Genomic DNA, 23068 nt, shown 5'->3' with positions numbered 1-23068 from the left:
AGGCGACCATGGCGAAGGTTCATCGAACGCTGAACTGCCGGGGCACCCGGATCCATGCCGTGGAGCAGGGATCCGGTCCACTGGCGGTGCTGATTCATGGCTTTCCGGAGTCGTGGTACTCCTGGCGCCACCAGCTACCCGCCCTCGCCGATGCCGGCTACCGCGTGGTGGCCATTGACCAGCGTGGCTACGGCCGCTCGTCGAAGTACTTCTTGAATTCGGCCTACCGCATCAAGGATCTGGTCGGCGACATCGTCGGTGTGATCGACGCCTACGGCGAGGACAACGCCTACGTGGTCGGTCATGACTGGGGCGCGCCGGTCGCGTGGACCTTCGCGTGGCTGCACCCGGACCGGTGTGCCGGTGTGGTCGGCATCAGCGTGCCGTTCGCGGGTCGCGGTGTGATCGGGTTGCCGGGCAGCCCATTCGGCGAGCACCGCCCGAACGACTACCACCTGGAACTGGCCGGAGAGGGCCGGGTCTGGTACCAGGACTACTTCGCAGCCCAGGACGGCGTCATCGCCGAGATCGAAGAAGACGTCCGCTCATGGCTGCTGGGCCTCACTTATACGGTGTCGGGCGAAGGAATGATGGCGGCGACGAAGGCCGCCGTCGACGCCGGGGTCGACCTGGCGTCGATGGACCCGATCGACGTGATCCGGGCGGGCCCGCTGTGCATGGCGCAGGGAGCAAAGCTCAAAGATGCGTTCCTCTATCCCGAGACGATGCCCGCCTGGTTCACCGACGCCGACGTCGATTTCTACGCAGGCGAATTCGAACGCTCCGGCTTTGGCGGCCCGTTGAGCTTCTATCACAACATCGACAACGACTGGCATGACCTGGCGGACCAAGAAGGCAAGCCGCTGACCCCGCCTGCGCTGTTCATCGGCGGCGAATACGACGTCGGGACCACTTGGGGGGCCGAGGCGCTGCAGCGGGCGGACGAGGTGATGTCGGACTACCGTGGTTCGCACCTGATTTCCGATGTCGGACACTGGATTCAGCAGGAGGCGCCCGAGGAAACCAACCGGTTACTGCTGGAATTCCTTGACGGACTTCGATAATGATCACTGACCGACTGGACGAAGCAGCGTTGCGACGGGCGTTCGGCTGCTTCCCGTCCGGCGTCGTCGCGGTCTGCGCGGTAGTCGACGGTGTGCCGGTCGGGATGGCCGCGAGTTCCTTCACCTGCGTTTCGCTCGACCCGCCGTTGGTGTCCATCTGTATCCAGCATTCCTCCACCACGTGGCCGCGGTTGCGCGAGCGGACGTATCTAGGGGTCAGCGTCCTCGCCGAGCAGCATGATGAGGCGTGTATCGCCCTGTCCCGCAAGGACGGCAACCGCTTCGTCGGCATCGGCTGGACCGAACTGCCTGGCGGTGGCGTGGTCGTCACGGGAGCCACCGCCCGCATGGAATGCCGCCTTCGCGACGAGCTTGCGGCCGGGGACCACCTGATCGCGGTGCTCGAAATTCGCTCGTTGACCGCCGATCCACACGTACCGCCGCTCGTTTTCCACGGCAGCCGGTTTCGGCGGCTGGCACTCCAGGACAGTGCATGAAAACAACCGATGTACGGGTGCGGCGTGCGATCACCGCGATGGCCGCCGGACGGTCCGTCGTCCTCAGCGACGGCGCCGACGGCGACGGCCAGCTGGTGTTCGCCGCCGAGACCGCGACCCCAGCGCTACTGCACTTCGTCATCCGCCATACCTCGGGCTACGTGCGAGTCGCATTGCCGGACAAGGAATGCCTGCGGCTGAACCTGCCGCCGATGTCGCACGCCGCCGATGCTGCGCTCACCCATTGCGTGTCGGTGGACGCCCGCGGCACTGGCACCGGCATCTCGGGCGCGGATCGGGCGCGGACCATAGCCGCGCTTGCGTCACCCGCCACGGTCGCCTCGGACCTGCAGCGTCCGGGTCACGTGATCCCGGTCCGGGTCGAGGCCAACGGGGTGCTGAGCCGACGCGGGCCCGCGGAGGCTGCCGCCGATCTGGCATTCCTTGCGGGGCGGGGACGCTGCGCGGCCTTCAGTGAGATCGTCTCGCGGCGCGATCCCGCGCTGCTGGCTCGTGGCCCCGAGCCGGTGGAATTCGCTGTCGCGCACGGACTGGCCGTGGTGTCCATGGCCGAGTTGGTGGCGTACCGACGGCGAACCGAACCGCAGGTGGTTCGGCTGACAGAGACGATCCTGCCCACCCGGGCGGGCAACTGCCGGGCGATCGGATACCGAGATGTCTACGACGGCGGCGAACACCTGGCGTTGATCGTGGGAGCCGCCGGTGCGGGGGTGCCGCTGCCGTTGCACGTCCACGTCGAGTGTCTGACCGGAGACGTGTTCGGCTCCAACGCTTGTCGGTGTGGTGACGAACTCGACCGTGCCATGACCAGAATGAGGGCACAGGCGGGCGGTGTCGTGCTGTACCTGCGTCCGTCCGGCCCACCGCGCGCGTGCGGTCTGTTCGCACCCGCGACCGCCGTCACCCACCGGAACATCTCGGACACCGTCGCCTGGATGCTGCGCGATCTCGGGGTGTTCGCGCTCGAATTATCCGAGGAAGTACCAGGATTCGGTCTTGTGTTGTTCGGGGCGATTCGCGAGCGGGGCATCGGTACACAGGCTCTCGCGGTCGCGGGCTGATCGGTGGGGCATTCAGGCCTGGCCGGCAAGGCCGCCATCGTAACCGGAGCCGGCGCCGGTATCGGCCTGGCCGTGGCGCAACGGCTCGCCGTCGAGGGCTGCAATGTGCTGTGTGCGGACATCGATGCCATCGCCGCCGACACCGCCGCCACGAAGGTGGGTGCGGGCGCGCTGGGTCACCGGGCCGATGTCAGCGTCGAGGATGAAGTCATCGCCATGGTGGCAGCCTGCGTCGACGAGTTCGGCGGGGTGGACAAACTGGTGGCCAACGCCGGTGTGGTGCACATGGCTTCGCTTGTCGACACCTCCGTCGCGGACTTCGATCGGGTGATTGGGGTAAACCTACGGGGCGCCTGGCTGTGCACCAAGCACGCCGTCCCACGAATGATCGAGCGTGGCGGGGGAGCGATCGTCAACCTCTCGTCGCTGGCCGGTCATATCGGGGTGGCCGGGACCGGCGCATACGGCATGTCGAAAGCGGGCATCAGCCAATTGACCCGGGTTACCGCCGCAGAATTGCGTGCCGTCGACATCCGCGCCAACGCGTTGCTGCCGGCCTTCGTCGATACGCCGATGCAGCAGACCGCAATGACGATGTTCGACCGAACCCTCGGAGAAGGCGGGGCGCGCAACATGATTGACCGCCTACAGGGCCGGATGGCCACACCCGAGGAGATGGCCGGCATTGTGGCGTTCCTGCTGTCCGACGATGCGGCCATGATCACCGGGACCACGCAGATCGCCGACGGCGGCACCGTCGCCGCGCTCTGGTGAGCGGTCGGGGCTCAGGTCCGGCTGGTGAGAATGGACAACGCGATCGCCGTGATCTCGTCCGCGACGCTGACGTAGCGGGTGAGATGCCAGGTGCGGACAGCGTCTTCGATGAAGCTGATCGCCGCGGCGACCAGCAGCCTTGCCTCTGCCGCACTGGTCTGCGGGACCAGCCCGGTGACGAGGTCTATCCAGATCCCTTCGCGGTCAGCCTGATTGCGCAAGTAGCCGTCCCGCACTTCGGTGGAAGCATGCGACAACTCGGTGACGCACACCGCCACCAGGTCCGGCGAGTCCAGGCTGACTTGCACGTGACCCCGGACCAGGTCCCGCAGCCGTTGTGCCGGATCGGATTTCGCACGCAGCGCCCGGATCGTTTCCAGGCTGCGCCACTCGTCGATACGGCGGACGAGCGCGTCCAGGATGGCCTGCTTCGATGAGAACGAGCGGTACAGGCCCGGACCGGCGATCCCCGCCCCCTTGGCGATCTCGCTGGTGCTGACCGCCGGATACCCCTGCGCCCGGAACAGTCGTGCACCGGTGGCCAGCAGCGTCTCGGAGCGGGAGAACACCACATCGGCGTCACCGGCGCGGGCGTCCTCGATCGGCACGAGTTCGGCGGCCGAAGGTGTGCGGGCCGCCGCCATACACGCCTCATAGAGCCGCTCGTTGAGTTCGGCGGCGGGCAGGGTCAGGTTATGCCTGCCCAAGCTGGTCAGCGTGCTCGACACCGCCCAAGCGCGCAGTTCCGCGTGTGGTGGACTGAGCCCGGGTACTTGCAGCACAACGCTTTCCCGCATGCCGGCGACGATCGCGTTGATTCGCCGACGAACCTCCCCGCGGTCCTCGTCGTTGAGATAGCGAGCCTCGCGTTGCCATAGGACGGTCAGCGATCGGGATGCGACGGCCGCGGCGATCAGATCGGGCAGGTCGACGTTCAGCGGGCGGGGCGTCGGCTCGGCCGCACCCTCGGTGAGGCGACGCGCGCTCTGGTACTGATCCTGGCCGGTGCGGATCGCCTCGGCGAGCAACGCCTGTTTGTTGTCGTAATGCCGGTACAGAGCGCGGGCGGTGACACCGGCCGCCTCGGCGATGTCCTCCAGCTTGACCGAGTGAAAGCCGCGGTCGATGAACAGCTTGACGGCTTGATCGAGTATCTGCTGCTTTCGGTCCTTCGGCCGGCGCCGCACGGGTTGAACGGCGGTCTCCATCGACGTACACCCCCTCCGTTAAGCCCAGCTACAGCTTGAGTCCGCTTTGCTGCTCGAAGTCCGCTAGGTCAAAGTAGTCACTGAAACGGGTGATCTTGCCGTTCTCGACCTCGAACACGCCGGTCACCGGCAGCACGACCTTGCGGCCGTCGTGCATCGTGAAGTAATCGACGCGTTCGGCGAGGACCAGTCCGGGCTCGGCGGCCAGTTTGACGATGTCGAGTTTGGCGAACGCGAAGGCATCCAGGAATCCCTGGAATATCGCGCGGATACCGGCAATGCCCTCGATCGGCCGGACGGGCACATTGTGGTAGATGGCGTCGTCGGCGAAGGCGGCGCAGATGGTGTCCAGGCTGCGCCCCTCCCAGGACCCGAGGAAGTCGCGAACGAGCTTCTCGCTGGCTTCCTTGGTGTCAGGCATCCGGCAACTCCTCTGATCTACCGGATCACCAAATTACATGATGCGGGATAAATGCGCTATTACATGCTTGTTCATTGACGACATCGACTGAACCGCAGCTATTGAATATGGACTTAGCGTAGCTCAGTTGATGTCCGGCACACTGGCCAGCCGCACGTAAGCCGACGCGGCTTCGGCGCGGTTGGTCGCGTTCAGCTTCCGCAGCACCCGCTTAACATGCGACTTCACCGTGCCTGCCGAGATCACCAGCTCGTCGGCGATCTGCTGGTTGGTGCGGCCCAGCCGCCATCAGCCGCAAGACCTCGACCTCGCGCCGGGTCAGCACGGTCATCACCCCGACGGCATCGTCCTGCTGGCCTCTCAACAGGTACCGGGCGACCAGGAGGGCCGGGTGCGGACGGCGGTCAAGTTGTGTCCGTCGGGGGCACTACGACTGACGCCGGCATGACAGACAACGTGTACTGCCTAAATACATCATACAGCGTATATGGCCATTTGCATCGGTTTTTACGCTGCGGTTGCCTGAATTATTGCGTATTGACTATGGACATGAGGGTATCGCGCCGCGTAACCTCGCGGGTGTCACTCGTCCACTTCGACCTGTCCGGGGGGCCAGCGTGATGATTCACCGGCGGTGCGCAGCGAGATGGTGATCGCGGTCGGCAAGGCGCCCGTCGCAGCCATCAAGCCACTCGGTGCGATGGGCGATTTCTTCGCAATGACGCTCGACACCTTCGTGTGCATGTTCCGTCGGCCCTTTGCGTGGCGCGAATACCTGTTCCAATGCTGGTTCGTGGCGCGGGTTTCCACCTTGCCGGGCATCCTGATGACGATCCCCTGGGCGGTGATCTCGGGATTCCTGTTCAACGTGCTGCTGACCGACATCGGCGCCGCCGACTTCTCCGGGACCGGCTGCGCGATCTTCACCGTCGACCAGAGTGCACCGATCGTCACCGTGTTGGTGGTGGCCGGCGCGGGGTCCACAGCGATGTGCGCCGATCTAGGTGCCCGCACCATCCGCGAAGAACTCGACGCGCTAAGAGTGATGGGCATCAACCCGATTCAAGCGCTGGCCGTGCCCCGGGTGCTGGCAGCGACGACCGTCTCGCTGGCATTGAGTTCGGTGGTCACCGCGACCGGTCTGATCGGCGCATTCTTCTGTTCGGTGTTCCTCATGCACGTCTCGGCTGGTGCCTGGGTAACGGGACTGACCACGCTCACCCACACGATCGACGTTTTCATCTCGATGATCAAGGCCACGCTGTTCGGGCTGATGGCCGGCCTGATCGCCTGCTACAAAGGCATGTCGGTGGGCGGGGGCCCGGCCGGGGTCGGCAGAGCGGTCAACGAAACCGTGGTCTTCGCCTTCATCGTCCTGTTCGTCATCAACATCATCGTCACCGCCGTCGGCATGCCGTTCATGGTGTCCTGAGGTGAGGCCATGACACTGACAAAAACCGTTGCGGGCGAGTGGAATCGGGTGGGATCGCAGATGCGGTTCTATGTCAGCACGCTGACCGGGATTCCCGATGCCGTGATGAACTACCGCGGCGAGTTGCTACGGGTGATCGCCCAGATGGGTTTGGGCACCGGGGTGCTTGCGGTGATCGGGGGAACGGTGGTCATCGTCGGCTTCCTGGCCATGACCACCGGCGCCATCGTGGCGGTGCAGGGCTACAACCAATTCGCCTCAGTCGGCGTGGAGGCGCTGACCGGCTTTGCTTCGGCGTTCTTCAATACCCGCGAGATCCAGCCTGGCACCGTGATGGTCGCGCTGGCGGCCACCGTCGGCGCCGGGGCCACCGCGCAACTCGGGGCGATGCGGATCAACGAGGAGATCGACGCCCTCGAGGTGATCGGGATCCGCAGCGTCAGTTATCTTGCCAGCACCCGGGTGCTGGCCGGGGTGGTGGTGGCCGTTCCGCTGTTTTGCGTGGGTCTGATGACGGCCTATTTAGCCGCCCGGCTGGGCACCACCGCGGTCTACGGGCAGGGGTCCGGTGTCTACGACCACTACTTCAACACCTTTCTCCGACCGTCCGACGTGCTGTGGTCATCGCTGGAAGTCGTTGTCGTGGCGCTGATGATCATGTTGGTGTGCACCTACTACGGGTACACCGCGCACGGCGGACCGGCCGGCGTCGGTGAAGCGGTAGGTCGCGCGGTGCGCGCCTCGATGGTCGTTGCCTCGATCGCCATCGTCATCATGACGCTCGCCATCTACGGCCAGTCCCCGAACTTCCACCTGGCGAGCTAGTTACATGGGTCGCGGGCCGGGGGGACATCGGGTCAAGGACGGGTGGTGGACGCTGATCCTGCTCGCGGTGATCGGTGTGGTCGTCCTGGTGACCGCGGTGTCCTTCACCGGCACCTTGCGCTCCTTCGTGCCGGTGACGCTGGTCTCCGACCGTTCCGGCCTGGTCATGGACACCGGCGCCAAGGTGATGTTGCGCGGTGTGCAGGTCGGCCGGGTCAGCCGGATCGGCCAGGACAACAAGGGCGCCAGCCTGGCGCTGGAGATCGACCCGGATCAAACCCAATTCATCCCGGCCAATGTCGAGGCCCAGATCAGCGCGACGACCGCTTTCGGCGCCAAGTTCGTGGACCTGGTGATACCGGAAAACCCAAGCGCCGCCAGGCTATCCGGCGGGGCGGTGGTGCGTTCGCGGAACGTCAGCACGGAGATCAACACGGTCTTCGAGAACGTCGTGGACCTGCTCAACATGGTCGACCCGCTCAAGCTGAACGCGGTGCTGACCGCGGTAGCCGATGCCGTTCGCGGCCGGGGCGAGCGGATCGGCCAGGCCACCACCAGCCTCAACCAGGTGCTGCAGGCGCTGAATGCGCGTGGCGAGACCATCGGCCGGAACTGGCGGTCGGTCCGCAATTTCGCCGATACCTACGACACCGCCGCGCACGACATCGTGGCGATCCTCAATGCCGCCACTACCACCAGCGTCACCGTCACGGACCACGCGAAACAGTTGGATGCGCTGCTGCTCAACGTGATCGGACTGTCCGACAGCGGTACCACACTGCTCGGCCACAGCAGGGACAGCCTGGTGGCTTCCGTCAACGTCCTCCAACCGACCATGAGCCTGCTGTCCAAATACAGCCCCGAGTACACCTGCTTCCTGCAGGGCACCAAGTGGTACCTCGACAATGGGGGATACTCCGCGTGGGGCGGTGCCGACGGCCGGACCCTGCAACTCGATGTGGCGCTGCTCCTCGGCAACGACCCCTACGTCACCCCGGACAACCTGCCACGCGTCGCGGCCAAGGGCGGTCCGGGCGGACAGCCCGGCTGCGGGTCACTGCCGGATGCCTCCAAGAACTTCCCGGTGCGCCAACTGATTACCGACACCGGCTGGGGAACGGGACTGGACATCCGGCCCAATCCTGGCCTCGGGCATCCCTGCTGGGCGGATTACTTCCCGGTCACGCGCGCGGTGCCTAAACCGCCGTCAATCCGCCAGTGCCTGCCCGGCCCGGCGCCCGGCCCGAATCCGGGTGGGCCACCGTACGGGGCGGCGCTGTACGGGCCGGGGGGAGTGCCGCTCTGGCCCGGAATCCCGCCGGCAATCCCGCTTGATGAGCCCGACGTCCAAGTGGGTGAGCACCCATGAGGGAGAACCTCCGGGGCGTCGTCGTACGCCTCGCGGCGTTCCTGACGGTCTGCCTGCTGACCGCGTTCCTGCTCGTCGCCGTCTTCGGCGAGGTGCGATTCGGTGACGGCAAAACCTATTACGCCGAGTTCACCAACGTGTCAAATCTCCGGCAGGGCAAGCTGGTACGCATCGCCGGGGTCGAAGTCGGCAAGGTCAGCAAGATCTCGGTCAACCCGGACGCGACGGTGCGGGTCGAGTTCACCGCCGAGGATTCGGTCGTCCTGACCGAGGGCACCCTGGCCGTGATCCGGTACGACAACCTGTTCGGCGACCGCTATCTGGCCTTGGAGGAAGGAGCGGGCGGGCTCGCGGTGCTGCGCCCCGGACAGACGATCCCGCTGACGCGCACCAAACCGGCGCTGGATCTGGACGCGCTGATCGGCGGCTTCAAGCCGCTGTTTCGCGCACTGAATCCCGACCAGGTCAACGCGCTGAGTGAACAACTACTGCAGGCCTTTCAAGGCCAGGGGCCCACCATCACCTCCTTCCTGGAGCAGGCCGCGGCCCTGACCAACACCCTGGCGGACCGTGATCAGTTGATCGGGCAGGTGATCGACAACCTCAATGTGGTGCTGGGTTCGCTTGGCGGCCAGAGTGATCGGCTGGATCAGGCGGTGACCTCGCTGGCGCAGTTGGTGCACGGACTGGCCGAACGCAAGGCCGATCTGTCCAATGCGGTGGCCTATACCAACGCCGCCACGGGTTCGATCGCGGACCTGCTGGCCCAGGCCCGCACGCCGATATCGAAGGCGGTACACGAGACGGATCGGGTCGCGAGCATTGCGCTCGCCGACCACGACTACCTGGACAACCTGCTCAACACGCTGCCCGACAAATATCAGGCGCTGGTGCGCCAGGGGATGTACGGCGACTTCTTCGCCTTCTACCTGTGCGATGTCGTGCTGAAGGTCAACGGCAAGGGCGGTCAGCCGGTCTACGTCAAGGTGGCCGGGCAGGCCACCGGGCGGTGCGCGCCGAAATGAAATCCTTCGCCGAGCGCAACCGGCTGGTCATCGGCACCGTGGGCATCGTGCTGGTTGCCGGCGCGGTCACGGCCGCCCTGCAATACCAGCACCTGCCCTTCCGCGATCGGGGCCGAACGGTCGCCGCCTACTTCCTCGACGCGGGTGGTTTGCGCACCGACAACACCGTCGAGGTCTCCGGCTATCCGGTCGGGAAGGTGGCCAGCATCGAACTCGACGGACCGGGCGTACTGGTCACATTCGAGGTGGACAACAATATTCGCCTCGGCAGCCGCACCGAGGCGGCGATCAAGACCAAAGGGCTGTTGGGCAGCAAGTTTCTGGACATCACGCCCCGCGGCGATGGCCGCCTGGAAGGACCCATCCCGCTCGAGCGCACCATGTCGCCCTACCAATTGCCGGACGCGCTGGGCGATTTGGCCACCACGATCAGCGGACTGAACACCAACCAGCTGTCCCGATCGCTGGACACACTGGCGCATACCTTCGCCGATACCCCGGCCGACTTCCGCGACGCGATGAAGGGCGTGGCCCGGCTCGCACAGACACTGGATGACCGGGACGCCCAGCTGCGCCGGCTGCTGGACAACGCCGCCAAGGCGACAAGCGTGCTGGCCAAACGCAGCGACCAGATCGTCGGTCTGGTGCGGGACACGACAGCGCTGCTGGCCCAACTGCGGACGCAAAGCGCGGCCCTGGAGCAGATCTGGGGAAACATTTCGGCGGTGTCGCGGCAACTTCAGGGTTTCATCGGGGAAAACCGGCAGCAACTTCGACCGGCGCTGGACAAGCTCAACGGTGTCCTGTCGATCGTGGATGAGCGTAAGGAACGCATCAAGCAGGCCATCCCGCTGCTTAACTCCTACGTCATGTCGCTGGGTGAATCATTGTCATCCGGGCCGTTTTTCAAAGCGTATGTGGTGAATTTGCTTCCCGGCCAGTTCGTGCAGCCGTTCATCGGTGCCGCGTTCTCCGACCTCGGGCTGGACCCGGCCACCCTGCTGCCCTCGCAGTTGACCGACCCGCCGACCGGGCAGCCCGGCACGCCCGCGCTACCGATCCCGTATCCGCGCACCGGCCAGGGCGGCGAGCCACGACTGAACCTGCCGGATGCCATCACCGGCAACCCCGGAGACCCCCGCTACCCGTACCGCCCGGAGCCTCCGGCCCCGCTGCCGCCGGGAGGTCAACCGTGACAAGGGAACTCAGGCGGCGGCGGTCCCTGCTGGCGACCATCCTGACCCTGGTGCTGACGACCGGGGTGATCGTCGCAATGCGCAGTGCCGACGAGACCGCTCGAACCGTCGTGATCGCCTACTTCGAGAACAGCAACGGTGTGTTCGCCGGTGACGATGTGCGCATCCGAGGGGTGCCGGTCGGCAAGATCACCAAGATAGAGCCGCAACCGCTGCGGTCCAAGATCACGTTCTGGTTCGACCGCAAGCACCGCGTTCCGGCCAGCGCCAACGCGGCGATTCTGTCGCCGCAACTCGTCACCGGCCGCGCCATCCAGTTGACCCCGCCGTATTCCGGTGGGCCCACGCTGGCCGACGGGGCCGTGATTCCGCAGGAACGCACGGTGGTTCCGGTGGAGTGGGACGATCTGCGCACCCAGCTGCAGCGACTCACCGAACTGCTCAAACCCACCCAGCCGGGCGGCGTCAGCACCCTGGGTGCCCTGATCAACACCGCCGCCGACAACCTGCGCGGCCAGGGCACCACCATCCGCGACACCATCGTCAAACTCTCCCAAGCGGTTTCGTCGCTCGCCGACCACAGCAACGACATCTTCACCACCGTCAAGAATCTGTCGACTCTGGTGGGCGCCCTGCACGACAGCGCCGATCTGCTCGAACAGCTCAACCACAACCTGGCCTCGGTCTCCTCGGTGCTGGCCGACGACCCCACCAAGATCGCGCAGGCGGCCGAGGACCTCAATGCCGTGGTCGACGACGTGCAGAGCTTCACGGCGGACAATCGCGAGGCGATCGGCACGGCGTCGGACAAACTCACGTCCATCACCAGGGTGCTGGTGTCCAGCCTCGATGACCTCAAGCAGACCCTGCACATCAGCCCGACGGTGCTGCAGAACTTCAACAACATCTTCGAACCGGCCAACGGCTCGCTGACCGGAGCGCTGGCCGGTGCCAACATGGCCAACCCAATCGCCTTCCTGTGCGGCGCGATTCAAGCCGCCTCCCGGCTGGGCGGAGAGGAAGCGGCGAAGCTCTGTGTGCAGTACATGGCGCCGATCGTGAAGAACCGCCAGTACAACTTCCCGCCGATCGGTGAGAACCTCTTCGTCGGGGCACAGGCCCGGCCCAACGAAGTCACCTACAGCGAGAACTGGATGCGGCCGGACTTCGTTCCGCCGGCCACGAACACACCGGTGGACCCCGCGGCAGGGCTGCGCGGCCTGATGATTCCCCCGGAAGCAGGCCCATGAACATCTGCCGCCGGCTGGTGAGCCTGGTGATGATCGTGGCGGCGGCGTCCGGTTGCGGCTGGCGGGGGCTGAACTCGCTGCCGCTGCCCGGCACCGAGGGCAACGGTCCGGGCTCCTTCGTGATCCAGGCACAGATGCCGGACGTCAACAACATTCAGGCCAACTCGCGGGTCCGCGTCGCCGACGTGACGGTCGGCCACGTGATCAAGATCGAACGGCAGGGCTGGCACGCCCTGGTCACCATGCGGCTCAACGGCGACGTGGATTTGCCCGCCAACGCCACCGTCAAGATCGGCACCACCAGCCTGCTCGGCTCCTACCACATCGAGCTGGGCGCACCGAAAGGTGAAGCGGCGCAAGGCCGATTGCGCGACGGATCGGTCATTGCGCTGGCGCGCGGGGGCGCCTACCCGAGCACCGAACAGACGCTGGCCGCGCTGTCGCTGGTGCTCAACGGCGGCGGGCTGGGCCAATTGCAGGACATCACCGAAGCATTGAGCACCGCGTTCCGCGGCCGCGAACACGATCTGCGCAGTTTGATCGGCGAGCTGGACAAGTTCGCCGCCTACCTCAACGACCAGTCCGGTGACATCATCGCCGCCACCGACAGCCTCGATCGCCTCGTCGGCAAGTTCGCCGCCCAACAACCGGTGCTGGACCGGGCGCTGGCAACCATCCCCGACGCGCTCACGGTGCTCGACGAGGAGCGGGACAAACTGGTCGAGGCCGCCGACAAACTCAGCAAATTCGCAGCGCTGACGGTTGACTCCGTCACCAGGACCAAAGCGAACCTGGTCAAAGAACTCACCGATATCGGGCCGGTGCTCGAATCGCTGGCCAACGCCGGGCCCAGCCTCACGCGGTCGTTGTCGCTGCTGGGCACCTTCCCCTTCCCCAACGAGACATTCGAAAACTTCCAGCGCGGCGACTACGCCAACCTCACCGCCATCGTCGACCTCACGCTCAGCCGAATCGACCAGGGCCTGTTCACCGGAACCCGCTGGGAGTGTCACCTGACTCAGCTCGAACTGCAGTGGGGGCGCACCATCGGCCAGTTCCCCAGCCCATGCACCGCCGGATACCGCGGCACCCCAGGGAACCCGCTGACCACTGCCTACCACTGGGATCAAGGGCCCTAGATGCTGCATCTCCCGCGCCGGATCTTCATTCAGCTGACCGTGTTCACCGCGATCGCGGTCGGCGTGCTGGCGGTGACTTTCCTGCACTTCGTCAAGCTGCCCGCCATGCTGTTCGGCGTCGGACGCTACACAGTGACGGTGCAGCTGCCCGAAGCCGGCGGACTGTACGGCACCGGGAACGTCACCTACCGCGGCTTCGAGGTGGGCCGAGTGGAATCGGTACGGCTGGCCGACATCGAAACCGGCGCCGGCACCCGCACGGGAGTCGTCGCGATGCTGTCCCTCAAATCCGGCATCGACATCCCGTCCGACCTGCGAGCCGAGGTCCACAGCCATACCGCGATCGGCGAGTCGTATCTAGACCTGTTGCCCCGCAACGCCACATCACGGCCACTGCGGGACGGGGACGTGATCACGCTGGCCGACACCTCGGTGCCGCCGGACATCAACGCTCTCCTCAGCGCAGCGAATACGGCCCTGGCGGCGATCCCGCGCGAGAAATTGAAAACGGTCGTCGACGAGTCCTACACCGCGGTGGGCGGGCTCGGACCGGAGCTGTCCCGGCTGGTGCTGGGCTCGTCGAAACTCGCGATCGATGCGCGCGAGAATCTCGACCCCCTGGTGGCGCTGATCGACCGTGCCCCAACGGTGCTCGATTCCCAGACACGCAGCTCCGACGAGATCGCTTCATGGGCGGCGCATCTGGCCACGGTCACCGCCGAACTGCAGACGCACGACCCGGCCGTCGCGGCCGTCATCGATCGGGGCGGCCCGGCACTAGGGGAGGTGCGTGAGCTGACCGAGCGCCTGCAGCCCACTCTGCCGATCTTGCTGGCCAACCTGGTGAGCGTCGGACAGGTCGCGCTGACCTACCAGAACGACATCGAGCAGCTGTTGGTGGTGTTCCCGATGGCGATCAGCGCCGAGCAAGCCGGCATCCTGGCCAACCTGAACACCAAGCAGGCATACCGGGGCCAATACCTGAGTTTCAACCTCAATCTCAATCTGCCACCGCCGTGCACCACGGGATTCCTTCCCGCGCAACAACAACGCGTCCCCACCTTCGAGGACTACCCGGCGCGCCCGGCGGGCGACCTGTATTGCCGGGTGCCGCAGGACTCGCCGCTCAACGTGCGCGGCGCCCGGAACATCCCCTGCGAAACGGTGCCGGGCAAACGCGCGCCGACCGTGAGACTGTGCGAGAGCAACGAACTGTACGTGCCGCTCAACGACGGCTTCAACTGGAAGGGCGACCCGAACGCCACCCTGTCCGGGCAAGACATCCCCCAGTTGCCGCCCGCACCGCCCATCGCGGCAGCCGAATACGACCCGGCCACCGGCACCTACATCGGACCCGACGGGCGACGCTACACCCAATCCGACCTGGCGCAGGCAGCGCCGAAAGACAAGACATGGCAGACGATGCTGCTGCCGCCGGGCAGCTGAGGGAGGACCGATGTCGGTGTCAACCGAAACCGAAGCCGAATCCGAATTCGGAACCGAATCCGAAGTCGAATCGGAACTTGCGGCGGACATCGCCGCACCCGGGACGGCAGCGAAACAACCCCGTCGGGCCATCGCGTTCGGGCTGGCCGCCGCGACCGCGTTGGCAACACTGTTGTGCTGGTTCGGCTTCCGCGTCCACCAAGACCAGCAGGAACTGTCTCAGCGCAATCAGTTCCTGCAGGTAGCGCGGCAGGCGGCGCTGAATCTGACGACCATCGACTGGCGACACGCCGACGGCGATGTGCGCCGGATACTGGACAGTGCGACCGGGGAGTTCCACAACGACTTCGCCAAGCGGTCACAGCCGTTCATCGAGGTCCTGCAGGAAGCCAAGGCCAGCACGGTCGGCACCATCACGGAGGCGGCGCTGGAATCGCAGACCGCCGATACCGCACAGGCGCTCGTCGTCGTGTCCGTGCAAACCTCCAACGCCGGCACACCAGAACCGGTTCCGCGAGTGTGGCGAATGCGGATCACGGTGCAACGGATCGGCGCCGGGGTCAAGGTCGCCAACGTCGGGTTCGTGGCATGATCGCCGTCGCGCCAAAAAGTATGCTATGCAGAGCCATTCGCTGGCCGAAGGCAATCGGCTACGTGCTGCTGCCCGTCCTGGCCCTGTCGCTGACAGCCGCCACGGCCGCGCTGAAGTGGCGGGACGGCTCCGAGCGCGACGCCGCCGTTGCCCGCGTCGAGTCGGTGCAAGCCGCCACGCAGGCGACCATCGCCCTGCTGTCGTACCGGCCCGACACCGTCCAACATGATCTCGAGGCCGCGCGGGGCCGGTTGACCGGGACGTTCCTCAACAGCTACACCCAGTTGACCCACGACGTGGTGATCCCGGGCGCACAGCAGAAGCAGATCTCGGCGGTGGCCACCGTGCCGGCCGCCGGGGCGGTTTCAGCTTCGGCCAGTCACGCCGTTGTGCTGTTGTTCGTCAACCAGACCATCGTGGTCGGTCAGGACGCTCCGACCAGCACCGCATCCAACGTGCGAGTCACCCTGGAGCGCATCGGCGGACGCTGGCTCATCTCACAGTTCGACCCGATCTGAGCCCTACCCGATGCCACGCCGACGCCACCGAACCGGAAAACCCATCCGCGCCGGGATTGTGGCCGGCGCACTGCTTTTCGGGTTGACCGCACCCGGTGCGCACGCCGATACGGTCGCCTATCTGGTCAATGTGACCATGCGACCCGGGTACGACTTCGCCAATGCCGACGCCGCGTTGAGTTACGGACACGCCCTGTGCGACAAAGTAGCTCAGGGCCGCAGGTATGCCCAAGTCCTCGGCGACATCGAGTCCGACTTCGCGACCGCGGATGAGTATCAGGCCTCGTATCTGCTCAGCCAGGCGGTCAACGAACTCTGTCCGGCATTGATCTGGCAGCTGCGCAAGTCAGCGGCCCGGTAAGGGAGATATCATGCGACGCTTGCTGTTCGTCCTACCCATCGTGCTGGCCGTGGGCGCCGTGATGGAACTACCCGCCGCACACGCCGACAACAAACGCCTCAACGACAGCGTGGTGGCCAACATCTACACAGTGCAGCACCAGGCCGGCTGCACCAACGACGTCAGGATCAGTCCGCCCCTGCAACTGGCCGCCCAATGGCACGCCGCCGACCTGCTGGGCCACCGCGACCTCGGCGGCGACAACGGCTCCGACGGATCCATGCCGCAGGATCGGGCGGCGGCCGCCGGTTTCCACGGCCGGGTGGCCGAGACGGTAGCGATCAATCCCGCCGTGGCCATCAGCGGCGTCGAGATCCTCAACCAATGGTATTACCAGCCTGCGTATTTCGCGATCATGTCGAACTGCGCCAACAGCCAGGTCGGGGTGTGGTCGGAGAACAGTCCGGATCGCACGGTGGTGGTGGCCGTCTACGGACAGCCAGACGGCGCCACCCCCGCACCGCCGAGCACGACGAAGCCGCCCGCCGTGGTGGCCCTGCCGGAGAACGTTCCGCTCGACCCCAGCCCCGACTACGACGCCACGGACGAGGTCGAGTACGCCATCAGCTGGTTCCCGTGGATCCTGCGGGGCGGATACCCACCACCGGCGATGCCGCCGCAGTGATGCGGGGCTTACCCGTCACCGCCGGCCAACCGCTCGGCGGTTGCCGCCAGGACCTGCCGGCAACCGGCCCACATGTGCGCGATGATGTCGGCCGCCGGCGGCAGGTCCTCGATGCGGCCGGCCACCTGACCGGTGTTGGCGACGCTGGCATCCATGTCACCCTCGAAATACAACCGCTGCACCCGCTGCAACGCGGCGCCGCCCTCTTCGAGAGAGGCTGAGGCGTCCAGCTTTTCGGCGGCCGGTGTGCGGATGACCCGCATCATGCGCCGGCCGTCCAGGGGGAGCAGCACGGTCGACGTCTCGTCCGCCCGCACGACCGCCTGCTTGAGGTTGCCGTGCACGGGGGAGTCCGCCGATGCCAGCAGGCGAGTACCCATCTGGACACCGTCGGCACCGAGCACGAACGCGGCGGCCATTGATCGGGCGTCGCAGATACCGCCCGCGGCAACGATCGGCACGTCGACATGAGCGGCCACCAACGGCAGCAGCACCATGGTCGAGGCGCCGAACCGGTTCTTGAACCCGCCTCCTTCGACGCCTTCGACCACCAGGCCGTCCACACCGGCGTCGACGGCCTTCTTGGCGGCGGCCAGGGTGCCCACCACGTGGAACACGGTGATGCCGGCGTCGTGCAGCCGCGCGGTGAACAGTCTCGGGTCGCCGGCCGAGGTGGTGACGAAGCGAATGTCGTTGGCCACCAACAGGTCCACCACGGCCGGGTCCCGGTTGAACAGCAGCGCGATGTTCGCCCCGACCGGCCGGTCGGTGAGCTCGTGCACCCGTTGCACGTCGGCGCGGCCCTGCTCGGACGTGGTCTCGATGATGCCCAACGCGCCCGCATTGGATACCGCCGCGGCGAGTTGAGCGCCGGCGATATAGGTCATCGGCGCCTGGATGATCGGGATTTCGACCCGCGCCAGCGCGCAGAGCCGGTTGATCCCGGAGTCCCGGGTCTGGTCAACCGCCATGCGGGCCTCCGGGTTTGGGATCGCGCGGATCGACGAGGTCGCGAAAGCCCTCGGCGCGGTGCACGTCGGCGCCGAGGCGCCGGACCCGTTCGGTCAGTGCCCGATCCGAGGTCACCACCCGGATATCGCCCGGTGCGGGGTCGGCCCGCACCATCCGGACGATCTCGTCATCGGCCGAATTAGCGGCCGCCCTTGGGGCATAGGCCACCTCGATCACCGATGAGCGAAGGGGAGTCGCGAGTGGCCGCTCGAATACCACCGTGACCCGCTCCGCCTCGCTACCGGAAACCGCCCACGCGTCAAGACGTTCCACCAGCGTCGCCATCGCGCGCCGGCGGTCCTTCCACCAGCCGTCCGGGCGGCTGCCGATCACGTTCATGCCGTCGACGATCCAGCGCACGACCGTTCAGAACCACCGGCGCCTGCGGGACCGCTGCGCGTGCCGCTGCACGGCGGCCTCTTCGAGCACCCCGAGCGCGTTGATGACCTCGAGCTGCGACAGGATGAGCAACCCGTTGAGCTGCTTGAGGCGTTCGGGGTTGTTCTCGATCGCTTCTCGGTCGTCGACATAGATCTGCAGGAAGTCGCGCAGCGCCTTGCTGCCGGTCATCCGCTCGGGGACCTTCATTTGCCGCAGGATGGAGGCCATGTCGGGCTCATCGGTCACAGAACCGCTCCTTCACGATCGAGTGTCAGCGTTAGCGTAGGAGACCCCGCGCCCGCGGGGGGAGCGATCTGGGGCGGACACCCGGGGATCGATCAGAGCAGACGCTCGAGGAATTGGCGGTCCTGCAGGTCCTCGCGATCCTGGCGATCTTCGCGCTGACTGTCGTCCGAATCATCGGGCGCCGTCGCCGACGCCAGACTCGGTTTCGAGGCACCGCCGGCCGACGAACCAGCTCCCATCCCGCTGCCCAGCGGGGCCGCGCCGCTCGACGCCGCCGACCCGGCATTCGCGGTGGCAGAGGTGACCGAGGATGTCGACGCTTCGGCGGCTCCGGCGACCAGAGGATTGCTCGCCGCCGCGGCGAGTTCACTCTGCAATGCGGCCGCACCCAGTCCGGCACCGCCGCTCGACGCCGCCGCCGAGCCGAGCCGGGACATCGGGTTCGCGCTGAACAGCAGGGCGCCGGCGGCGTTATCGTCGGATTCGCCGTACATCCGGGCGATGTCAGTCAACGCACTACCGGTACGCATCAGTTCCTCTTGGGCGGCCGTGTTCGACGCCAGCATGGTCGCGGCCTCTTGCGCGAACGCCAGCACCGCCTGGGCGGAGACCTCCTCGCCACCAGCCGGGATAAGCCCACTCAACACCGACATCGCCGCCGTCGAGCCGGCGCTGATGCCCTGGCTACCTATGTCGACCAGCTGCGAGCCGATATCGCCCGCCGCTGGGTTGTGGGACATGGAGTCCATTGCCATCTGCGTCTTGCTCCTGTGTATGTGACCGCACCTTCCGCCGGAACCTCCGTTCCGACCGGCGCTGGACAACACATCAATTCTAAGGTCTGTTACGCGTGCCGGATGCACCTTTTCCCGCGCATGAGCACAATGCGCAAAACTACGAAATCGTCGCTTACGCCGACTATCGCATCAAAGCGCGACGGGTCCCGGACAGCGCCATACGTTGATTCTCAACGCATCACGTGAAGTGCGGCGCCAATGATCGGCCGCCGCCGGACAACTCGCGAAAACGAGGGAGCACACACATGGAACCCATGACTTTTCACCCCGTCGTCGCCGACCTCGGCGCGCAGGTAGTGCAACTCGGCGGCGACGCCCTCCAAGCCGGTGACCGTTCGTCGCTGTCCGTGACCGGCCTGCCCCCGGCCGGGGGCGACGAGGTGTCCGCACTGGCTTCGTCCGCCTTCCAGAACGAAGCGGCCTCGCTGCTGCGACTGCACGCGGCGGCCCAGCAGGAACTGATGCGCGCGGGTACGGCATTCATCGAGATCGCGCAGACATACATCGACGTCGACGAATCGGCGGCCCGCGCGGTGGTGTTCAGTGCGCTGCCGACGTCGGCTCGGTGGCCGGCGGCGTAACCACGTCGGGCCGGGTCCGCGGGTCAGCGCGTAGGGCGCGCGGCCGGCTTGGGCGCCGCGGCGAATTCCTGTTCGGGCCGTCCCGTGGTCCCGTACCGCAACCCCACCGTGAGTTCGCCGGTGGTCGCCAACGCGGCCAGGTAGCGCTGCGCGGTCGCCCTGGAGATACCGATCGCACCGGCGACCTGCGCCGCCGACATCGGTGCCTGCGCCGCTTCCAATGCCTGCAGGACAAGCTTCTTGGTGGGGGACGTCACGGGGGCCGAGGCTTGGGCGGCAGCGACTCTGGGGCGTAGCGCATCCAGCGCGGAGTCCACATCGGCGGCGCTGAGGTTAGGGCTGGACAGGATTTTGCGGTAGCGCGAGTACCCCGCCAGCCGGGCGGCCAACTCGGTGGTTGCGAACGGCTTCACCAGATAGCTCAGCGCGCCGGCTGCCAGCGCGGCGCGGATCGTCTCGGCCTCGGTGGCCGCGGTCAGCACCATGCTGTCGCCGCGCAGTTCGCGGACGAAGTCGACACCGGAGCCGTCGGGCAGGTAGACATCGACCAACGCCAGGTCCACCGGCTCGGCGTCCCGGGCCGCAGCGAGCGTGTTCGCGGTGGCGACCACCGTGAAACCCGGCATGGCTTCGACGATTCCCGCGTGCATGTTGGCGACCCGGAAATCGTCGTCGACCACCAGCACGGTCAGGTCTGCGCTGCCCATTGCTCCTCCTCGGCCATCACACCCGGAAGTCGGGCGATGAACTCCGCACCGGTCAGCCCCCGCGGTGCAGTCGGGTCGCCCGGACTCGACAACCAGAGTTCGCCGCCGAGCGCACGGCTGATCTGGCGGGACAACGCCAGTCCGATTCCGCGGCCGCCCGGGATTCCGGAGTCCGGCTTCGTAGAGGTGCCTTCGGTGAACAGCAGGTCCATGAAGTCAGCCGGCACCCCGTCGCCGCTATCGGCGACGGTGACGTGCAGGGTCGAATCCTGTTGCAGCAGGTCTACTTCCACCGCCTTTGTGCTGTTGCCGCCGGTCCGGGCCGCATCGATCGCGTTGTCGATCAAGTTGCCCACCACCGTGGTGACGTCTACTGGGAGTTCGAGCCGACCCGACACCCAGGTGTTCTCGCCGATCTTCAGCGTCACGCCCGCCTCGCGGGCGGCGGCGGCCTTCGCCGCCAGGAATGCCTGCAGGTGGGTGTCGCGGATGGCGTCGAGGCCGGGCACGGTCACACCCAGCGGACCGGCACCGAGCAGTTCCTCCAGATACTCCAGCCCCTCCTCGAGGTGGCCGGTGTGCAACAGCCCGTTGAGCAGGTGCAGCCGGTTGGCGAACTCGTGGCGCTGGGCGCGCAACGCGGTGCTCATCACTTGCACCGCGTCGAGTTGCCGGGTCAGCGACTCGACATCGGTGCGGTCGCGTATTACCAGCACGGTGCCCAGCTCGCGCCCCTCGCGCTGCACCTTGCGCGCCGACACCACCACGATCCGATGACCCACGGTGGCCAGCGTCGGTGCGGCTTCAGCGGCGTGGAACACGTCGAGAACTCTTGGTGTCAAACCGATCTCGTCGATCCGGCCGCCCAGCCGGCTACCGATTTCGAGCAGTCGGCACGCCTCGTCGTTGACGAAGGTGATGTTGCCGGTCTCGTCGGCGGCCAGCACACCCTCGCCGATCCCGTGCAGCACCGCCGCCTGGGTGCGAACCAGCTCGGCCATCTCGGCCGGCCGCAACCCCAGGGTCATGCCGCGCCACCGCCGCGCCAGTGCCACCGAGCCGACCACACCGATCAGCAGAGCCGCGCCGCCGAGCGGGGCCAGCACCCGCAGGTTTTTGGAGAACTGTTCGTCGAACTCCTTGGTGGAGATGCCGACGCTGACCATGCCCAGCACCCGGTTCGTACCAGGTTCCAGCACAGGCACTTTCGCCACAATCGACCGGCCCAGGGTGCCGGATTGATGGAGCACCTGCTCGCGCCCGGCCAACGCCTGCGCGGGATCGGTGCTCACCTTGCGGCCCAGTTCGTTGCGATGCGGATGGGCCAGGCGTACCCCTTGGGTGTTGGTGATCACCACGAACAACACGTGGGTGCGCTGCTCGACGCGGGAGGCGACGGTCTGCAGGGGGCCGGTCGCCAGCTCGGACACCGTGGCGGGATCGGGCGTGATCGCAACGTCGTCATACCGGGCGATGTTGTTCAGCACCGTGGGGGATGAGGCCACGACGCGGGCGATGTCCATGGCGTGCACACCGTATTGCAGGTCCAGCCGGTGCCGGTTGAACTCGGCAAACAGCACGAATGCGACGATCAGCGTCAGCGTGACCAGCACCAGCTGGAGCAACAGCACCCGGCTGGCGAGCCGCATGTCGATGCGACCGGGCATGCCGGGACACTACCACGCGGCGATGAGCAGAATGCGCAAAACCCGACCTCGATTTGCCCCGGACAGCCTGTCGAGTTCTAAAGGGAAATGGTCGCCGAAATTTTCGAACAAGTCATCCAGCGAGCGAATTAGCGATAGCCTCCACGAGCACGCAGAGTCGTCTCTTCGATTGTCACGAGAGCGAGGACAGCAATGTTCGTGTCAGTGACCCCCGAAACGCTAGCGTCGACAGCCGCCGACGTAACCGGAATCAATTCGGTGCTCAGATCAGCCAATCTCGCGGCAGGTCCCCAAATAACGTCGGTGCTGGCGGCGGGAGCCGACGAGGTGTCAGCGGCCGTCGCATCGCTGTTCTCCGGGCACGGCGTCGCCTACCAGGGTTTGGCGGCGGACCTGTCCGCAATTCAAGAGCGGTTTGCGCAGGCCTTACACGCAGCCGCCATCAATTACGCCAGTGCCGAATCGACCAATCTCGCGCAGCTGCAACTCCAAGCGGCCACCGCCGGACAACAAGCGCTCGACGCGGTAAACGCACCCTTCTACGCGCAGTTCGGCCGACCGCTGATCGGCAACGGCGCAGACGCGGCCGCCGGCAGCGGCCAGAACGGCGGTGCCGGCGGGATTTTGTGGGGCAATGGCGGCGCCGGGGGGAGCGGGACGGCCGGGAAAGCCGGTGGCAACGGCGGGGCGGCCGGCCTGATCGGCTCTGGCGGCCGAGGCGGCGCGGGAGGTGCCGGGGCGGCCGCCAGAGCCGATCAGGCCCGCCGGACCCCCGTTACCGCCCGGACCGGTAAGGGGCGAGAAGCCGTCGCCAC

26 protein-coding genes and 1 pseudogene are annotated in these 23068 nt (G+C 66.5%); 18 read left to right on the top strand and 9 right to left on the bottom strand.

Annotation, left to right across the window (positions count from 1 at the left end):
* The first annotated feature begins 8 nt into the window (after window positions 1-8).
* From A5645_RS03695 to A5645_RS03680, 4 genes are read left to right on the top strand one after another with little or no spacing between them, the layout of a single operon-like run.
* The gene (locus A5645_RS03695) at window positions 9-1064 is read left to right on the top strand and encodes an alpha/beta fold hydrolase (RefSeq protein WP_065128504.1); all 1056 of its coding nucleotides are present in this window, start codon (window positions 9-11) and stop codon (window positions 1062-1064) included.
* Window positions 1064-1561, top strand: a complete 498-nt coding sequence (locus A5645_RS03690) for a flavin reductase family protein (RefSeq protein WP_065128503.1) — start codon at window positions 1064-1066, stop codon at window positions 1559-1561. The genes A5645_RS03695 and A5645_RS03690 overlap by 1 nt, the downstream gene beginning before the upstream one ends.
* Complete coding sequence (locus A5645_RS03685) at window positions 1558-2643, top strand: 3,4-dihydroxy-2-butanone-4-phosphate synthase (protein WP_065128502.1); 1086 nt, start codon at window positions 1558-1560, stop codon at window positions 2641-2643. The genes A5645_RS03690 and A5645_RS03685 overlap by 4 nt, the downstream gene beginning before the upstream one ends.
* A 3-nt stretch (window positions 2644-2646) precedes the next feature.
* Complete coding sequence (locus tag A5645_RS03680) at window positions 2647-3417, top strand: SDR family oxidoreductase (RefSeq protein WP_065128501.1); 771 nt, start codon at window positions 2647-2649, stop codon at window positions 3415-3417.
* Window positions 3418-3428: 11 nt separating this feature from the next.
* On the opposite strand, the gene A5645_RS03675 is transcribed toward A5645_RS03680, so the two are convergent.
* From A5645_RS03675 to A5645_RS26810, 3 genes and pseudogenes are all read right to left on the bottom strand, one after another.
* Window positions 3429-4625, bottom strand: coding sequence for a TetR/AcrR family transcriptional regulator (locus A5645_RS03675; RefSeq protein ID WP_065128500.1), 1197 nt, complete (start codon window positions 4623-4625; stop codon window positions 3429-3431).
* Between the two features lie 28 nt (window positions 4626-4653).
* Entirely contained in the window at window positions 4654-5046 is a 393-nt protein-coding gene (locus A5645_RS03670; RefSeq protein WP_065035754.1) for a limonene-1,2-epoxide hydrolase family protein, read from the bottom strand.
* A 123-nt stretch (window positions 5047-5169) separates the two neighbouring features.
* Window positions 5170-5380: pseudogene (locus A5645_RS26810) on the bottom strand (response regulator transcription factor); the annotation flags it as partial.
* A 312-nt stretch (window positions 5381-5692) separates the two neighbouring features.
* Here A5645_RS26810 and A5645_RS03660 point away from each other — a divergent pair.
* The 12 genes from A5645_RS03660 to A5645_RS03605 are packed head-to-tail and all read left to right on the top strand — an operon-like array spanning window position 5693 to window position 16863.
* Window positions 5693-6478 (top strand): MlaE family ABC transporter permease, encoded by a 786-nt coding sequence (locus A5645_RS03660; protein ID WP_036360049.1) that lies wholly within the window; start codon window positions 5693-5695, stop codon window positions 6476-6478.
* Between the two features lie 9 nt (window positions 6479-6487).
* Window positions 6488-7303, top strand: a complete 816-nt coding sequence (locus tag A5645_RS03655; protein WP_065128499.1) for an ABC transporter permease — start codon at window positions 6488-6490, stop codon at window positions 7301-7303.
* 4 nt (window positions 7304-7307) lie between these two features.
* A complete protein-coding gene (locus tag A5645_RS03650) occupies window positions 7308-8672 on the top strand; it encodes an MCE family protein (RefSeq protein ID WP_065128498.1) in 1365 nt (454 codons plus the stop codon).
* A complete protein-coding gene (locus tag A5645_RS03645; RefSeq protein ID WP_065128497.1) occupies window positions 8669-9697 on the top strand; it encodes a virulence factor Mce family protein in 1029 nt (342 codons plus the stop codon). Before A5645_RS03650 ends, A5645_RS03645 begins: the two co-directional genes overlap by 4 nt.
* Window positions 9694-10893, top strand: coding sequence for a virulence factor Mce family protein (locus tag A5645_RS03640; RefSeq protein WP_065128519.1), 1200 nt, complete (start codon window positions 9694-9696; stop codon window positions 10891-10893). Before A5645_RS03645 ends, A5645_RS03640 begins: the two co-directional genes overlap by 4 nt.
* The gene (locus tag A5645_RS03635) at window positions 10890-12143 is read left to right on the top strand and encodes a virulence factor Mce family protein (protein WP_065128496.1); all 1254 of its coding nucleotides are present in this window, start codon (window positions 10890-10892) and stop codon (window positions 12141-12143) included. Before A5645_RS03640 ends, A5645_RS03635 begins: the two co-directional genes overlap by 4 nt.
* Window positions 12140-13282 carry a virulence factor Mce family protein gene (locus tag A5645_RS03630; RefSeq protein WP_065033900.1) on the top strand — a complete coding sequence of 381 codons (1143 nt, stop codon included), beginning with the start codon at window positions 12140-12142 and terminating at the stop codon, window positions 13280-13282. Before A5645_RS03635 ends, A5645_RS03630 begins: the two co-directional genes overlap by 4 nt.
* A complete protein-coding gene (locus tag A5645_RS03625; RefSeq protein ID WP_065033899.1) occupies window positions 13283-14728 on the top strand; it encodes an MCE family protein in 1446 nt (481 codons plus the stop codon).
* Window positions 14729-14738: 10 nt separating this feature from the next.
* Entirely contained in the window at window positions 14739-15320 is a 582-nt protein-coding gene (locus A5645_RS03620) for an Rv1363c family protein (RefSeq protein ID WP_065033898.1), read from the top strand.
* A gap of 20 nt (window positions 15321-15340) precedes the next feature.
* The gene (locus A5645_RS03615; protein WP_436405463.1) at window positions 15341-15838 is read left to right on the top strand and encodes a hypothetical protein; all 498 of its coding nucleotides are present in this window, start codon (window positions 15341-15343) and stop codon (window positions 15836-15838) included.
* Window positions 15839-15848: 10 nt separating this feature from the next.
* Window positions 15849-16199, top strand: a complete 351-nt coding sequence (locus A5645_RS03610; RefSeq protein WP_065033897.1) for a DUF732 domain-containing protein — start codon at window positions 15849-15851, stop codon at window positions 16197-16199.
* Window positions 16200-16209: 10 nt separating this feature from the next.
* Window positions 16210-16863: a CAP domain-containing protein gene (locus tag A5645_RS03605; protein WP_065033896.1), complete on the top strand. Its 654-nt coding sequence runs from the start codon at window positions 16210-16212 to the stop codon at window positions 16861-16863.
* Between the two features lie 8 nt (window positions 16864-16871).
* On the opposite strand, the gene A5645_RS03600 is transcribed toward A5645_RS03605, so the two are convergent.
* The 4 genes from A5645_RS03600 to A5645_RS03585 form a co-directional block, all read right to left on the bottom strand.
* Entirely contained in the window at window positions 16872-17834 is a 963-nt protein-coding gene (locus tag A5645_RS03600) for an NAD(P)H-dependent flavin oxidoreductase (RefSeq protein ID WP_065033895.1), read from the bottom strand.
* Complete coding sequence (locus tag A5645_RS03595) at window positions 17824-18234, bottom strand: NYN domain-containing protein (RefSeq protein WP_065033894.1); 411 nt, start codon at window positions 18232-18234, stop codon at window positions 17824-17826. The genes A5645_RS03600 and A5645_RS03595 overlap by 11 nt, the downstream gene beginning before the upstream one ends.
* Before the next feature lie 6 nt (window positions 18235-18240).
* Entirely contained in the window at window positions 18241-18501 is a 261-nt protein-coding gene (locus A5645_RS03590; RefSeq protein WP_065033893.1) for a hypothetical protein, read from the bottom strand.
* A gap of 92 nt (window positions 18502-18593) precedes the next feature.
* The gene (locus A5645_RS03585; RefSeq protein WP_065033892.1) at window positions 18594-19250 is read right to left on the bottom strand and encodes a PE family protein; all 657 of its coding nucleotides are present in this window, start codon (window positions 19248-19250) and stop codon (window positions 18594-18596) included.
* 293 nt (window positions 19251-19543) lie between these two features.
* Here A5645_RS03585 and A5645_RS03580 point away from each other — a divergent pair, with 293 nt between their 5' ends.
* Window positions 19544-19879, top strand: a complete 336-nt coding sequence (locus A5645_RS03580) for a PE domain-containing protein (protein WP_065033891.1) — start codon at window positions 19544-19546, stop codon at window positions 19877-19879.
* A 23-nt stretch (window positions 19880-19902) separates the two neighbouring features.
* Here the strand turns inward: A5645_RS03580 and A5645_RS03575 are convergent, their stop codons facing one another.
* Together A5645_RS03575 and A5645_RS03570 are read right to left on the bottom strand one after the other, a co-directional pair.
* Entirely contained in the window at window positions 19903-20586 is a 684-nt protein-coding gene (locus A5645_RS03575; RefSeq protein WP_065033890.1) for a response regulator, read from the bottom strand.
* Entirely contained in the window at window positions 20568-22253 is a 1686-nt protein-coding gene (locus tag A5645_RS03570; protein ID WP_231122947.1) for an ATP-binding protein, read from the bottom strand. The genes A5645_RS03575 and A5645_RS03570 overlap by 19 nt, the downstream gene beginning before the upstream one ends.
* Before the next feature lie 192 nt (window positions 22254-22445).
* Here A5645_RS03570 and A5645_RS03565 point away from each other — a divergent pair.
* Window positions 22446-23068, top strand: a 623-nt coding sequence (locus tag A5645_RS03565) for a PE family protein (RefSeq protein WP_155767829.1), incomplete at its 3' end; no start/stop codon positions are given.

The organism is Mycobacterium asiaticum (genome assembly GCF_001673635.1).
Lineage (GTDB): Bacteria > Actinomycetota > Actinomycetes > Mycobacteriales > Mycobacteriaceae > Mycobacterium > Mycobacterium asiaticum_C.
The sequence above is the reverse complement of the archived record's forward strand: the minus strand, read 5'-3'. Positions and strand labels throughout refer to the sequence as shown.

Bases quoted from the DNA above. Each gene is read 5' to 3' on its own strand.
- A5645_RS03615 (WP_436405463.1), top strand. From the start codon at position 15,341: ATGCTATGCAGAGCCATTCGCTGGCCGAAGGCAATCGGCTACGTGCTG.
- A5645_RS03570 (WP_231122947.1), bottom strand. From the start codon at position 22,253: ATGCCCGGTCGCATCGACATGCGGCTCGCCAGCCGGGTGCTGTTGCTC.
- A5645_RS03600 (WP_065033895.1), bottom strand. From the start codon at position 17,834: ATGGCGGTTGACCAGACCCGGGACTCCGGGATCAACCGGCTCTGCGCG.
- A5645_RS03650 (WP_065128498.1), top strand. From the start codon at position 7,308: ATGGGTCGCGGGCCGGGGGGACATCGGGTCAAGGACGGGTGGTGGACG.
- A5645_RS03640 (WP_065128519.1), top strand. From the start codon at position 9,694: ATGAAATCCTTCGCCGAGCGCAACCGGCTGGTCATCGGCACCGTGGGC.
- A5645_RS03695 (WP_065128504.1), top strand. From the start codon at position 9: ATGGCGAAGGTTCATCGAACGCTGAACTGCCGGGGCACCCGGATCCAT.
- A5645_RS03685 (WP_065128502.1), top strand. From the start codon at position 1,558: ATGAAAACAACCGATGTACGGGTGCGGCGTGCGATCACCGCGATGGCC.
- A5645_RS03605 (WP_065033896.1), top strand. From the start codon at position 16,210: ATGCGACGCTTGCTGTTCGTCCTACCCATCGTGCTGGCCGTGGGCGCC.
- A5645_RS03575 (WP_065033890.1), bottom strand. From the start codon at position 20,586: ATGGGCAGCGCAGACCTGACCGTGCTGGTGGTCGACGACGATTTCCGG.
- A5645_RS03645 (WP_065128497.1), top strand. From the start codon at position 8,669: ATGAGGGAGAACCTCCGGGGCGTCGTCGTACGCCTCGCGGCGTTCCTG.
- A5645_RS03625 (WP_065033899.1), top strand. From the start codon at position 13,283: ATGCTGCATCTCCCGCGCCGGATCTTCATTCAGCTGACCGTGTTCACC.
- A5645_RS03585 (WP_065033892.1), bottom strand. From the start codon at position 19,250: ATGGACTCCATGTCCCACAACCCAGCGGCGGGCGATATCGGCTCGCAG.
- A5645_RS03620 (WP_065033898.1), top strand. From the start codon at position 14,739: ATGTCGGTGTCAACCGAAACCGAAGCCGAATCCGAATTCGGAACCGAA.
- A5645_RS03660 (WP_036360049.1), top strand. From the start codon at position 5,693: ATGGTGATCGCGGTCGGCAAGGCGCCCGTCGCAGCCATCAAGCCACTC.
- A5645_RS03630 (WP_065033900.1), top strand. From the start codon at position 12,140: ATGAACATCTGCCGCCGGCTGGTGAGCCTGGTGATGATCGTGGCGGCG.
- A5645_RS03655 (WP_065128499.1), top strand. From the start codon at position 6,488: ATGACACTGACAAAAACCGTTGCGGGCGAGTGGAATCGGGTGGGATCG.
- A5645_RS03610 (WP_065033897.1), top strand. From the start codon at position 15,849: ATGCCACGCCGACGCCACCGAACCGGAAAACCCATCCGCGCCGGGATT.
- A5645_RS03675 (WP_065128500.1), bottom strand. From the start codon at position 4,625: ATGGAGACCGCCGTTCAACCCGTGCGGCGCCGGCCGAAGGACCGAAAG.
- A5645_RS03580 (WP_065033891.1), top strand. From the start codon at position 19,544: ATGGAACCCATGACTTTTCACCCCGTCGTCGCCGACCTCGGCGCGCAG.
- A5645_RS03670 (WP_065035754.1), bottom strand. From the start codon at position 5,046: ATGCCTGACACCAAGGAAGCCAGCGAGAAGCTCGTTCGCGACTTCCTC.
- A5645_RS03690 (WP_065128503.1), top strand. From the start codon at position 1,064: ATGATCACTGACCGACTGGACGAAGCAGCGTTGCGACGGGCGTTCGGC.